Raw genomic sequence first — 12,670 nt, forward strand, 5'->3', positions numbered from 1 at the left:
ATGCTGCACATCCACTACACCGACTACGAAGCCCTCCGCGCCCACGGCGAAGAGACCTACCCGCACGAGTGCTGCGGCGTGCTTCTCGGCAAATCCGACGCCGAAGGCAATTACGTCCGCCAGATCGTCCGCGCCGGCAACACCCGCACCGACTCCGCGCACAACCGCTACAACATCGCGCCGCAGGAACTCGTCAAAATTCAGCGCCACGCCCGCGGCCTCGGGCTCGACATCGTGGGCTTCTACCACTCCCATCCCGATCATCCCGCTCAGTGGTCCCCCACCGACTTCGCCGAGGCTCACTGGATCGGCTGCTCCTACGTCATCACCGCCGTCGAAAAAGGCACAGCCGCAGTCACCAACTCCTTCCTCCTCACCGGAACCACCGAGGAAGATAAGAAGTTTTCCGACCAGGCCATAGAAATTGAAGTCCAACCCGTCGAAATCGACGTCGTTGAAACCGTATCTGAACAGAAAGGTCAGGCATGAACATTCACATCCCAACGCCGCTCCGTTCCTTCACGGCCGGAGCCGAGACAGTCGCCGTCCCCGGCACGACCGTCGCAGAGGTCTTCACCAACCTCACCACCCGGTACCCCGAGCTCCAGCAACAGCTCTTCAACACCGAGGGCAAGCTCCGCTCCTTCGTCAACGTCTACCTCAACGACGAAGACCTCCGCTATCTCCCCTCCAGGGAAGCCACCACCGTCGCCGCAACCGACGAGCTCACCATCATCCCCTCCATCGCCGGCGGTGCCGGCCGCACGGGCGAAAGCGCTTCGCGCGAAGATTCTCTCTGTAGCTGTTGTCCCCTCCTCTAGTTCGACCCCCTCCCGAAAATTCAGCAATAAAATTGGCCGTCATTCTGAGGCGAAGCCGAAGAATCCCTATATTTCGTTCGCACCGCCCGAAATACCCATCGGAGCCAATGACTTACCGGACCGGCGATGCGTCGATACCGTTTGGATCACATCCTTCGCAAAGCGAGGGGAAGAATCAACACTGAGCCGATTGCGGTGCCAAAGCATCTAGAATAAGAAGAAGGAAAGCCATGCCAACAGCCATCGAAGAAGCCGTCCAGCTCCCCAAGCTCTCTAATGAAGAGATCGCCCGCTACTCCCGCCACCTCATCCTTCCTGAGGTCGGCATGGAAGGCCAGCAGAAGCTCAAGGCCGCGAAGGTCCTCTGCGTCGGCACCGGAGGCCTCGGCGCGCCGATGGCGCTCTACCTCGCCGCCGCGGGAGTTGGAACCATCGGTCTCATCGACTTCGACGTCGTCGACGAGTCGAACCTGCAGCGTCAGATCATCCACTCGCAGTCCACAGTCGGCATGCTCAAGGTCGACTCTGCCGAGCTGATGCTCAAGGGTCTCAACAAGAACGTCAACATCGTCAAGCACAACACCATGCTGACCTCGGCCAACGCGCTCGAGATCTTCAAGGACTACGACGTCATCGCCGACGGCACCGACAACTTCCAGACGCGCTACCTCGTCAACGATGCCTGCGTGCTCACCGGCAAGCCCAACGCCTATGGCTCCATCTTCCGCTTCGAGGGCCAGGCCTCTGTCTTCGCCACCGAGGAAGGCCCGTGCTATCGCTGCCTCTATCCCGAGCCGCCACCGCCCGGCCTCGTCCCCTCCTGCGCTGAGGGTGGAGTCCTCGGAATCCTCCCCGGCCTGGTCGGCGTCATCCAGGCCACCGAGGTCATCAAGCTCATCCTCGGCCTCGGCGACCCGCTCATCGGCCGCCTCCTGCTCGTCGACGCACTCGGAATGAACTTCCGCACCCTCAAGCTGCGCAAGAATCCCGACTGCCCCGCCTGCGGTACGCATCCCACCGTCACCGAGCTGATCGACTACGACCAGTTCTGCGGCATCGAAAAGCCCGCTACCGTCGGTCCGCTCGAGGTCTCCCGCGATAAGGCCGTCGCAGACGCGCCTGTCGTCGAAGGCATCCCGCAGATCACCGTCGAGACGCTCAAGAAGAAGCTCGATGCGAAGGAAGACATCTTCGTCCTCGACGTTCGCGAGCCCCACGAATACCCCATCGCGAACCTCGGAGCTCCGCTCATCCCGGTCGGATCCATCGAGAGCCGCATCGCCGAGATCGCCGAGCACAAGAACGACGAGATCATCGTCCACTGCCGCTCTGGAGCCCGGAGCCAGAAGGCCGCACTCGCCCTCAAGGCCGCCGGCTTCACCAACGTCTCCAACCTCAGCGGAGGCATACTGGCCTGGGCCGAGAAGATCGACCCCACCATGCCAAAGTACTGATCTTTTCTGCTCTCAAAAGGCCCGGCTCGCTGCCGGGCCTTTTTGCGTCTGCAGCCCAATAGCCACACATCGGCATCTCACAGGCAACGGACCTCTTATGCGTCACCGCTTCCAAGCCGAGCAGTGGTTGCCTTATCCGCTAGAAGATGTCTTTCGCTTCTTCTCCGATCCGGCAAACCTTCCGCGCCTCATGCCGAGCTGGCACAAAGCTCGTATTGAAGCGATGAAGCTCGTTCCTCCTCCAAACACGGCCACCGAGGTCGTCGCAGCCGGCGCGGGATCGCGAATCACCATCAGCTTTCGCCCGTTTCTCTTTTCTCCCGTGCGGCTGCGTTGGGAGGCGGAGATTGCAGACTTCGCGTGGAACCAGCACTTCAGCGATCTGCAGCGAAAAGGACCGTTCGCCTACTGGCTTCACCGCCACTCCGTTCAGCCATCCGCCAGCAACGGCCCATCCGGCATAGGCATCCACGGCACCCGCGTTCGAGACGAAATCACCTATCAGCTCCCGCTCGGCTCGCTTGGCAACATCGTCAATCGACTCTTCGTCAAAGATCAGTTGCGCCGCACCTTTGCCTTTCGCCAGGCACGCACAATCGAGTTGCTGTCGCGACGCAGACACGCCAGATAAATCAACAAATCCCACATTGCCTCAGCACGGCTTCATCGAGTCGAACAGCTCCGCATGCTTAGCCAGCTTCGCCTTCACGATCTCCGGATCCACCTCCAGCGACCAGTTCCCTTCCTCGTGCGTCCCCCCCAACAGCACACCATCCCTTCGCGAGAACATGTAGGTGTCCTCGAAGCTGGTCGCATAGGTCACCTCCGGCTGCGGCAGCAAAAACGTAAGCTGCCCACGAACCGGTACCAGCTCCTTATCGTCGAACAGAGCTTTCGCACCCAACCCGGTGCAGTTGAAGACCAGCTTCTCCGGCAGCGCCTGCACCTCTGCCGGCGACTTCAACTCGCAACGCACCACCTTGCCGCCCGCAACACGAAAATCCGTAATCAGCGCATTCAGCAGCATCGGAGGTTCCATAATCATGCCGTCGAACTGCCCCGCGTACCCAATTCGAAATGGATTCTCCTCCTGCTTCAGCAACCGCCGCTCCGGAAGCAGCGGATCGAGCCCGCTGATAATCCTCGGCCGATCCGCTCCCCATACATGCCCCTCGTTCGCAGAGATCGGTGTCCGCGAGATCGTATAGTTCCGCATCCACCGCACGCCGTACCGAGGCTCCGTTGTAATCTGATAGCGCTCATATGCATATTTTGCGGCGGCCAGAAACTGGTCGGTAAAGCTCTCGCTCACCTTGTGAGCATCGTCATAGACAGAAGCGGGATACCACTGCCCTCCCGCAATGTTCGACGTCGTATCCGGCGGCATTGCCTTCGTGTAGATCGTCACCGCATATCCGGCATCCTGCGCCATCCGCGCCGTCGTCAGTCCAATCACGCCGCAACCCAGAACCGCTACCGGCCCTGCATGGCCCTTCAGGCCGAGATCGGTCGCCAGCTTCGCCGTTCCCCAGCTCAGCGTGATCCCTCCCCCTCCATGCCCGTAGTTGTGCACCACGACGGTATCGCCCACCTGCTCGCGCTCCACACGAAATCCCGATGGCCGATGAGGCCGCAACCCGACCACAGTTCGGATGACGCGATTCTCCGCCACGTGCACCGGCGGCAGATGACACGCGCTCTCCGGAAGATCCACCGGAGCAAGCGCCGCCTGGTTCATCGCAGGGTTGAAGATCGCTGGATTCTTCCGCGCGCATCCCGACAAAACGGCTGAGGCTGCGGCAAGGTTCGCGGTACGCAAAAAGATACGACGGTTCACACTGTCTCCTGGCACATCAAGAACTGGCACATCAAGAATGAGAGGGGATCGCTTAAAGTCGTCCGCGAAGTCATCCACGAAGACAACCGTGCTTTGGTTCCTGAACGCCAGAAAGCGGCCCTATCGTCGGGCGACCCGAAGCACCTTTTTATCCCCATCGTTTTTCGCTGGCTTCAGCCCTAGAATGCCACACACAAAGTCATAAACATTCACGTTCGTAAACGAGGCCATCTTCACTCCGGGTTTTACATCCGGCCCTTCCGCGTAAAAGATCGCCTTCATCTCCGCAAACTGTGCCGGATCGAACCCATGTGCTCCCACGCTCTTGAACTCCGACTTCGCCTTCGCTGTAATCGGAACCAGTTCCATGGGTACTACCACCGGATCTCCCTCGCGCTGATTCCCGCTGAAGTCCAGCTTTCCCGGAACATCCTTTCGCCGATAGACGGAGAATCGCGGATCGTTTGCCGCTTTGAGCTCCTTGTAAATCCGCTCCTTCTCTGCCTCGGTCTTCGGATACATCTGCTCTCCTTCCGTCGGCGTGTCCTTCAGATCCACCAGCTTGTCCAGGGACAACCACCTGCGGTCCGCGAGCCTGGCCATCCCATGATCCGACACCACAATCATGTCCACCGGAAGTCCCGTCGCCTTCAGCTTCTCTTCCAGCTCACCCATCAACGCATCCACGTGGTGCACCGCGTCACGGCACTCCTGCGAGTCCGGCCCGAAGTCATGCCCCGCGTGATCCACGTTCGAGTAGTACACCGAGATCAGGTGCGGTCGCTCCGCTTCAGGGAGAGCCAGCCACTCCATCACCTGGGTAATGCGTTTCTCATCATCGAACTTGTCATCGAACGGAACCCAGTAGCTCGGCCGCTTCCCCGCAATCTCAGCCTCCGAGCCCACCCAGAACAGCGACGCCGACCGCATCTTCTGCCGTTCCGCCAGCGACCACAGCGGAACCCCGCCGTACCAGCTTCCATCGCTGTTCGAAGCATGCTCCTTGTAGGAATACTTCGCATAGTTTCGCGTCGGGTCCAGAAACTCATTGCCCACAATCCCATGATGTTCCGGGTAAAGTCCCGTCACGATCGTGTAGTGATTGGGAAAGGTCACCGAAGGAAAACTCGGGATCATGCCCTCAGGCGCGCTCGCGCCCTCCTCCGCCATCTTCAGCAGATGAGGCGCTCCCCACTTCGTCGCATAGTCCCAGCGGAAGCCGTCCAGCGAAACCAGCACCACATAGTGCGCCCGCTTCGCCTTTGCGGAGTTCGGCGCATTCGACTCATGCCGCACCGGAGCCACATCAGCAGCCGCCGCGAATCCTGCCAGCGACACAATCGCAACACACACCTTCAGCCCCAGCTTCATCGATCTCCGCCTCATCTGAATCTTCACCACGAGTTGAATACGGCAGCCCTACTCCGGCTTGTCTTCCGGCACCAGGACCTGCAGCGTCAGCGGCCGCTCCAGCATGCAGTCCAGCTTCGCAATCGAGTGGATCGCCTTCTCGATCACCCCCGTCAAACACGGCTCCGTCGTCACCACAAACGGCAGCCTGTGCTTCGGATAGCCGGGCCGTTGCAGCAGCGAATCGATGTTCGCTCCCACCTTTGCCAACGCTCCCGCAATCGACGAGACGATCCCCGGCTTGTCATCCACCACGAAGCGCAGATAATGCGGCGCCAGAAACTCGCCCGTCACCTGCCGCTTCCGTACCGGCAGCTCCACCGCCTTCGCTCCCTGCGACACCGCCAGCAGGTCCGAGACCACCGCCACCGCCGTAGGCTCGCCACCCGCGCCGTGACCCGAGAACACCACGTCGCCGCCGTAGTTCCCGCTCGTCACCACCATGTTCTGCGTCCCATGCGACCACGCCATCGGCGAGCTCAACGGAATCAGCATCGGAGCCACCCGCGCATGGACTCGCGTCCCATCCACCTGCGCCCGCGATACCTGCCGGATCGTGCAGCTCAGCTCCTTCGCATACACGAAGTCGATCGCCTCAACCGTCGAGATCGTCTGCGTGGCCACCTCGTCAGGATTCAACTCCGCGTGCAGCGCAATCCGCGACAGGATGCACAGCTTCGCGCGCGCATCGAACCCATCCACATCCGCCGAAGGATTCGCCTCTGCATACCCAAGCTGCTGCGCGTCCTGCAACACCGTCGCATACTCCGCGCCCGTCTCCATCCTGCTCAGGATGTAATTGCACGTTCCATTCACGATTCCGCTCAGCCGCGTCACCCGGTCGCCGCCAAGGCCCTGCAGGATCCCCGGAATCACCGGAACTCCGCCCGCAACCGCCGCTCCGTACACCAACTGCACGCCATGCTTCGCCGCCAGCCGCTGCAGGCTGGTTCCGCGGTACGCAATCAACTGCTTGTTCGCCGTCACTACGTGCTTTCCGGCCGAGAGAGCCTTGCGCAGCCATCCCTCCGCCGGAGTCAGCCCACCCATCAACTCGATCACGACGTCGACATCCGACTTCAGCACATCGTCGATGTTCTCCGTCCACTTCGCCGTCGAAGGAACGAACTTCGCCGCAGCGGAATCACGCTTGCGCGCCACATCGCGGTTGTAAACATGCGTCAGTGCAATGCCAGGAAACTTCGACCCGGCCAGCACCTTCGCCACCGAGCTGCCAACTGTCCCAAACCCCAGCAGCGCAACCTTTACCACGCCATCGCTCTTCTTCGCCCCGGCCTTTACCTGCTTCTTCTGCTTTGTCGTCATCATCCTCGTCCGTCGTTCGTCTCAATAATCCACACGCGCAACAAACTTTCGCCACGCATCAAAGCTCTCCGCTCCGTGTTCCGCAAGCATCCGCTTCTCAGGAACCGTTCGCTCTCCCAGATCCTTCCTCATCTCTTCATAGAGAAACGCATCGTCAAAACCCGCAGCAGCAGCATCCGAGGCAGTTGCGCTGTAGAAGACTGCCTCCATCCGCGACCAGTAAATCGCTGCAAGGCACATCGGGCAAGGTTCGCAGCTCGTATAGATCACACAGCCTGCAAGCGAAAAATCCCCAAGAGCCCGGCAGGCATTGCGAATCGCCGTCACCTCCGCATGTGCTGTCGGATCGTTCGTCGCCGTCACCTGGTTGGCGCCCGTCGCGATCACCTGGCCATCGCGCACAATCACCGCGCCAAACGGCCCGCCGCGTCCCGAGGTCACATTCTCGGTTGCAAGCTCGATCGCCTGCTTCATGAACTCTGGATTGCCCTGCATCCGGCTCCGCATCCTCGCCGCGCGCACGCCTACCAGACCGCGAGCACAACAAGCCTGTAAAGATACCTCGATTATTTCACAAGTGCTTTGCTACTCTGCTTCCTAGCAGCATGGCTATCGAATCCATCAATCCCGCCACCGGCAAGCTGCTTCGCAGCTTCGATCCCCTCACCGAAGAGGCCATCTCCCAGAAGCTCGCCCTCGCCGCCGAAGCCTCGCGCTCCTTCCCCTCCGTCCCTCTCGAGCATCGCGCCCTCTGCATGAACAAGCTCGCCTCGCTCCTTGAGCACGAGACCGACGAGATCGCCCCCATCCTCACCCTCGAGATGGGCAAGCCAATCCACGCCGCCCGCCAGGAGGTCGCCAAGTGCGCCACCGCCTGCCGTTACTACGCCGAAAACGCCGCGCGCATCCTCGCCCCCGAGCCCATCGCCACAGAAAACTCCAGCTACGTCCGCTGGGACCCCCTCGGCGTGGTCCTCGCCATCATGCCGTGGAACTTCCCCTTCTGGCAGGTCTTCCGCTTTCTCGCTCCGGCCCTCATGGCCGGCAACGTTGGCCTCCTCAAGCACTCCCCCAACGTTCCCCAGTGCGCCCTGCTCATCGAATCGCTCGTCCGCCGCGCCGGCTTTCCCCGCGGCAGCTTCCAGACCCTCCTCATCGAAACCAATCAGGTCGAGCGCATTCTCGCCGACCCACGCATCGCCGCCGTCACTCTCACCGGCTCTGTACCCGCAGGCCGCGCCATCGGAGCCCAGGCCGGCTGGCTCATCAAAAAATCCGTCCTCGAGCTCGGCGGCTCCGACCCCTTCCTCGTCCTCCCCTCCTGCGACCTCGACGCAGCCGTCGAAACCGCCGTTCGCGCCCGCCTCGTTAACAACGGCCAGTCCTGCATCGCCGCCAAGCGCTTCATCGTCCACGAGTCCATCTACGACGCCTTCGAACAACGCTTCGTCGCCGGAATGGAGGCCATGAAGATCGGCGACCCCATGAAGGAGTCAACCGACATCGGCCCGCTCGCCACCGCAAGAATCGCCGAAGAGCTCGAAGCCCAGGTCCACGCCGCCATCAAAGACGGCGCACGCATCCTCACTGGCGGACAGCGCATGCTCGGCGACGGCAACTACTTCGAGCCCACCGTCCTCATCAATGTCCCGCGCACCAGCGCCGTCTACCGCGAAGAGCTCTTCGGCCCCGTGGCCATGCTCTTCAAGGCCGCCACGCTCGACGAGGCCATCGAAATCGCCAACGACACCCCCTTCGGCCTTGCGTCCTCCGCGTGGACTCGCGATCCCGCCGAGCAGCAGCGCCTCGTCGCCGAGCTCCAGTGCGGAGCTGTCTTCATCAATGCCATGGTCGCCTCCGACCCGCGCCTCCCCTTCGGGGGCATCAAGCACTCCGGCTACGGCCGCGAACTCTCCGCCGCCGGAATGCGCGAGTTCCTCAACGCCAAAACCGTCGTTCTGGCCTCGCACGCTAAACAACCCACTCCATCCACACCGGGACATGGCTAAGGGTGGGGACAGTACGGATTCGCGTGCAAAAGGCCAGAACCGCCGTTATGTACGGCGATTCTGCTTTCCGTGCATCCTTAGAAGATGTATTTGACCGCAAGCTGCATGCGACGCGGGCTATTGTTCACGACACCGTCAACACCCGCATTGCGGCGGGTGAAAACAGAGCTTGTAATAAGTTCGCTGCCGAACGTGTCGTAGGTGGTTACATTGGCAGCATTCTGCATTTCAAGTCGAGCCTGAACCAATTGACTATCCGTAATGCGAAATTCCTTGGAAACCGTGGCATCGACGTTCCAGACGCCTGGCTGGCGGAAATAATTACGACCAAGGTTTGAAAACTCACCGGCTGCCGGAGTGACGAGAAGGGCCTTCTGTGCTGCAGTGAAGTAAAACGATTGCCCCGACTCGACGTGCATCTTGCCCATCTTCGGGCTGCACGCACCTGGAGTAATGCAGGAAGCCGGGGTCCCTACAGCGGAACCGTAGGTATTGGATCCGGCGAAGAACGTAATGGGTCGGCCTGAATACCAGTTTCCATTGCCAGATATCTCCCATCCGCCTGCCATGAGGTCGAGCGTACGATTCCACTGATTACCGATCTTCTTCCCGCGACCGAAGGGAAGCCGATAGGACCAATAGCCGGTTACGACCTGCGTATTATCAAAATCTGCAGGGGCATAGTTGAGGCGGGGATTATTGAAGTCGAATGGCGTTCCTGTAGAGCTGAGAGTACTGCCCTGAGCAACCGTAGTAAACGCCGGATCATAGGAGCGCAAATCGAGCGCTTTGGAGAAGGTGTAGCTGACGGTCATAAGGAACCCATCGGAGAAGCGCTTCTCAATCTGGGCCTGCAGTCCGTTGTAGTTTGAATAATCCTTCGTAGTCAGCACATTCACTGCTCCCAGGTACTGGGAATAAGGCTTGAAAAAGTTCGCGGGAAGACCGGAGTCGACGACGAGAGAATTTCCATCACCCTGAATGCGTTGACCGAGCACCTGTGCAAGTCCGGCTACATTGTTGAGAGTGAGATAAGACGCGTAATTACGCTGAAGGAATGCCGCTCCCGTCTCCCCGGCCTTACGACGACTGTCACCAGAGATGATCCTCGTCATGAGTGAACTATCCTGTCCGCTCTTCACCGTATTGAATGCGTCGAGGAAACCGTTTGCCCGGTAATTTACCTGGTTGGAGTCATAGCCGCCATAGAGGCCGATACCATGATTACCTATGTACGTAAGGGTGAAAACGACATCCTTAGCCATCTCTTGTTGAACGCTGAGTCCCCACATGTAGACCTTCGGGGTGCGCATGTTGGGATCAGCAACTGTGACAGAGTTTGCACTGAAGGGCGGCGGTGTGCGAAGAGCTGTCGGTGTTGTGCCGGGAACCGGTGGAGCCCAGCTCTGCGCACGAACCCCCATCCTCCCCGCAGCGAAATTGTCCTGCCCACTTGTAGTATCGTTCGCCTGGTAAGTCAGGCCAGGCATTCCCTGGAACACGGACGAAGTAAACGAGAAGGAGTTGATGCGGTCGTAGCCAACACGGAAGTTGCCGCGAAGGGAGGTCTTGCCATTGCGATAAGGATCCCAGGCAAACCCAACCGATGGACCAAAGTTGTTCCAATCGTCGTTGTATTCCTTGCCAGGTACGAAGGTGAGCGGTCCATTGATCTGCGCGCCCAGAAGCACATTCTGGTTTGGAACAAGAAGCGGAAAGCCGCGGAAGCGAGGAGCCATGCGCGCGTCGAGACGCAGGCCATAATCGAGAACGAGATTCGGCAGAATCTTCCACGAGTCCTGTATGTAGAAGTCATACTCGGGCCATCGGCTATCCATGATATTTATCGTTCCCGCCGGATCGAATGCCGTCGAAGCAGAGTTGGACACATACCCAGCGGTTACGCTCCCAACTCGCCCCAGCAGATCGTTGACGGCACTGGTCAAGGTAGGCTGATCGAACGTCGTGTTAATGCCTGTGGTCGGAACGTTGTAGTTCGCTATATCGACAGGATTGTTAGTGGTGCTGAAGGAGACCTGTGGGGTCACATTCACCGATCCGATGGACCCGCGATTGTCGATCTCGCGGCCGTAACGGAAGTTGATGCCGCCCTTGAAGATGTGCGCACCCTTTACCCACGTGTAGTTATCGACAAGCTGGTAGGTCGTCAGATAACGATTGTTCGAGATGTAGCTGTTACGTGGAAGATAAACTGAGTTATTGAAGTTATACGGTGTGGTTGCCGCCCCCTCGCCAAGCGCGGGATTCACAAAGGCATAGCCAAAGCGATTCATGCCAACTACAACCTCGTTGGTGGTATTGGCCGTCGGATTCAGACGCCAGTTGATGGCAAGATTGCGAGGCTGACGAAAGGTATTGACCTGCGCAGGCGCACCGGGAAATGTCTGGAGACCTCCATTCAACGAATCGGCGTAGGTGTTCTGGTGGCCCGAGTACCAGCGTCCAAAGATGGCATTTCGATCGGAAAAGATGTGGTCGATCTTTATGGTCTCGTCCACCTGCCTGTCATTCGCCGGAGCGACGAAGCTGTAACCCGCAGTGTTCAGACCATCGCCGACTGCGAAGTTATTCGGCAGTGGGGTGAGCCCGATGAAGCTCTGAACGCTTGGATCAAGACCCACATGGAAGGGGTCATTAGCAGCGATATTGTAGGTGCTGACAGGCACGATGGGATTGCCGTTAGCGTCAACCGATGCTCCTGCTGTTCCATAGGGCTGATTGCGGGCTCCCGCTGCATTCGCATAGCGGATATTTCCAGCGCGGGCGGCGGCTGTATAAACAATGCGATTGACGGATGTTCCCGTGTACGCGTGCAGCAGCTCGATATTGACGAAGAAGAAGGTCTTGTTTTTGAAGATCGGGCCGCCGAGCGATCCACCCGGCATGTTCTGCACAAACTGGGAGCGCGGCTGGCCTAAGGATTTGTTGACCGGCGAGTTCGCGCGAAGGAACGGCGACTGGTAAAACTCGAAAAGATTTCCATGGTACTGATTCGTTCCCGATTTCGTGACCATCAGCACCTGGCCGCCGGTATTGCGTCCGTACTCAGCCGTGAAGTTCGAGGTCAGCACGCGAAATTCGGAGAGCATGTCGGGGTTGAGGTGTGCTGGTGAGGAATTCCCTCCTCCAGAGCTGCTCTCATTGGCGTCGATGCCATCGAGTACATAATTCCATGCACGATCCCGCGACCCATTGACACTGACCTGCCCTCCAGACGCATAAGAACCGCTGACAACGACGCCTGGAATAAACGTCGTAAGTGAGATCGGGTTGCGTCCACTCGTGCCAACAATGGGCAGCTGCGTGAGGGTTTCGTTATCGATCGTGCCGCCGAAGTTGCCGGAAGATTGTGTCTGTACGAGGTCATAGCCTCCGTTCACTTCCACCGTTTGATCCGTCCCGCCGATCTGCATCGCGATATTGACGCTGGTTGGAAGACCGATAGAAAGAACGTTCCCGGTAGATACAAACTGCTTGAAACCAGCCAGCTCGGCGCGGACCGCATAGCTTCCGATCTGCAGGCTGTCAAATGCATAGGAGCCGGAGGAAGAGCTTTTTGTGACATAGCTGACGTGCGTTCCTTCGTTGGTCGCGGTAACACTAACCCCGGAGATAACGGCTCCTGTCGAATCCGTAACAATGCCCGCGATTCGGCTGGTTGTGCCCTGTGCGAGCGCGAACGACGGAACGAAAGCGACAGAGAGACAACAGAGCAAAAACCTCTTATAAGACATGGGCCTCCCACGGTTACAAAATTGAGTTGTATTTGGCTTCTTGCGGGACTAGTTCTCT

At 59.3% G+C, this 12,670-nt stretch carries 10 protein-coding genes; 5 read left to right on the forward strand and 5 right to left on the reverse strand.

Features of this window, described 5'->3' with window-relative positions; all coding sequences use genetic code 11:
* The 4 genes from BDD14_RS09580 to BDD14_RS09595 all read left to right on the forward strand — a co-directional run bounded on the left by BDD14_RS09580 (position 1) and on the right by BDD14_RS09595 (position 2,906).
* The gene (locus tag BDD14_RS09580) at positions 1 to 489 is read left to right on the forward strand and encodes a M67 family metallopeptidase (protein WP_130418607.1); all 489 of its coding nucleotides are present in this window, start codon (positions 1 to 3) and stop codon (positions 487 to 489) included.
* A complete protein-coding gene (locus BDD14_RS09585; RefSeq protein WP_130418608.1) occupies positions 486 to 821 on the forward strand; it encodes a MoaD/ThiS family protein in 336 nt (111 codons plus the stop codon). Before BDD14_RS09580 ends, BDD14_RS09585 begins: the two co-directional genes overlap by 4 nt.
* 230 nt (positions 822 to 1,051) lie before the next feature.
* Positions 1,052 to 2,275, forward strand: coding sequence for a molybdopterin-synthase adenylyltransferase MoeB (gene moeB, locus BDD14_RS09590; RefSeq protein WP_130418609.1), 1,224 nt, complete (start codon positions 1,052 to 1,054; stop codon positions 2,273 to 2,275).
* 97 nt (positions 2,276 to 2,372) lie between these two features.
* Positions 2,373 to 2,906 (forward strand): SRPBCC family protein, encoded by a 534-nt coding sequence (locus BDD14_RS09595; RefSeq protein WP_130418610.1) that lies wholly within the window; start codon positions 2,373 to 2,375, stop codon positions 2,904 to 2,906.
* A gap of 21 nt (positions 2,907 to 2,927) precedes the next feature.
* Here BDD14_RS09595 and BDD14_RS09600 read toward each other — a convergent pair whose 3' ends face one another.
* From BDD14_RS09600 to BDD14_RS09615, 4 genes are all read right to left on the reverse strand, one after another.
* Positions 2,928 to 4,112 carry an FAD-dependent oxidoreductase gene (locus tag BDD14_RS09600; RefSeq protein WP_242617850.1) on the reverse strand — a complete coding sequence of 395 codons (1,185 nt, stop codon included), beginning with the start codon at positions 4,110 to 4,112 and terminating at the stop codon, positions 2,928 to 2,930.
* Positions 4,113 to 4,232: 120 nt separating this feature from the next.
* The gene (locus BDD14_RS09605) at positions 4,233 to 5,498 is read right to left on the reverse strand and encodes an alkaline phosphatase family protein (RefSeq protein ID WP_130418611.1); all 1,266 of its coding nucleotides are present in this window, start codon (positions 5,496 to 5,498) and stop codon (positions 4,233 to 4,235) included.
* Between the two features lie 33 nt (positions 5,499 to 5,531).
* Entirely contained in the window at positions 5,532 to 6,851 is a 1,320-nt protein-coding gene (locus BDD14_RS09610; RefSeq protein WP_423201747.1) for a homoserine dehydrogenase, read from the reverse strand.
* A gap of 18 nt (positions 6,852 to 6,869) precedes the next feature.
* Entirely contained in the window at positions 6,870 to 7,343 is a 474-nt protein-coding gene (locus BDD14_RS09615; RefSeq protein ID WP_130418612.1) for a nucleoside deaminase, read from the reverse strand.
* Between the two features lie 110 nt (positions 7,344 to 7,453).
* Between BDD14_RS09615 and BDD14_RS09620 the strand changes: the two genes are divergently transcribed.
* On the forward strand, positions 7,454 to 8,857 hold the full coding sequence (locus tag BDD14_RS09620) for an NAD-dependent succinate-semialdehyde dehydrogenase (RefSeq protein WP_130418613.1): 1,404 nt from the start codon (positions 7,454 to 7,456) through the stop codon (positions 8,855 to 8,857).
* Positions 8,858 to 8,934: 77 nt separating this feature from the next.
* On the opposite strand, the gene BDD14_RS09625 is transcribed toward BDD14_RS09620, so the two are convergent.
* The gene (locus tag BDD14_RS09625; protein WP_130418614.1) at positions 8,935 to 12,612 is read right to left on the reverse strand and encodes a TonB-dependent receptor; all 3,678 of its coding nucleotides are present in this window, start codon (positions 12,610 to 12,612) and stop codon (positions 8,935 to 8,937) included.
* Positions 12,613 to 12,670: the final 58 nt, after the last annotated feature.

Origin of the sequence: Edaphobacter modestus (assembly GCF_004217555.1) — a bacterium.
GTDB lineage: Bacteria > Acidobacteriota > Terriglobia > Terriglobales > Acidobacteriaceae > Edaphobacter > Edaphobacter modestus.

Bases quoted from the DNA above. Each gene is read 5' to 3' on its own strand.
- BDD14_RS09580 (WP_130418607.1), top strand. From the start codon at position 1: ATGCTGCACATCCACTACACCGACTACGAAGCCCTCCGCGCCCACGGC.
- BDD14_RS09585 (WP_130418608.1), top strand. From the start codon at position 486: ATGAACATTCACATCCCAACGCCGCTCCGTTCCTTCACGGCCGGAGCC.
- moeB (WP_130418609.1), top strand. From the start codon at position 1,052: ATGCCAACAGCCATCGAAGAAGCCGTCCAGCTCCCCAAGCTCTCTAAT.
- BDD14_RS09595 (WP_130418610.1), top strand. From the start codon at position 2,373: ATGCGTCACCGCTTCCAAGCCGAGCAGTGGTTGCCTTATCCGCTAGAA.
- BDD14_RS09605 (WP_130418611.1), bottom strand. From the start codon at position 5,498: ATGAGGCGGAGATCGATGAAGCTGGGGCTGAAGGTGTGTGTTGCGATT.
- BDD14_RS09610 (WP_423201747.1), bottom strand. From the start codon at position 6,851: ATGATGACGACAAAGCAGAAGAAGCAGGTAAAGGCCGGGGCGAAGAAG.
- BDD14_RS09615 (WP_130418612.1), bottom strand. From the start codon at position 7,343: ATGCAGGGCAATCCAGAGTTCATGAAGCAGGCGATCGAGCTTGCAACC.
- BDD14_RS09620 (WP_130418613.1), top strand. From the start codon at position 7,454: ATGGCTATCGAATCCATCAATCCCGCCACCGGCAAGCTGCTTCGCAGC.
- BDD14_RS09625 (WP_130418614.1), bottom strand. From the start codon at position 12,612: ATGTCTTATAAGAGGTTTTTGCTCTGTTGTCTCTCTGTCGCTTTCGTT.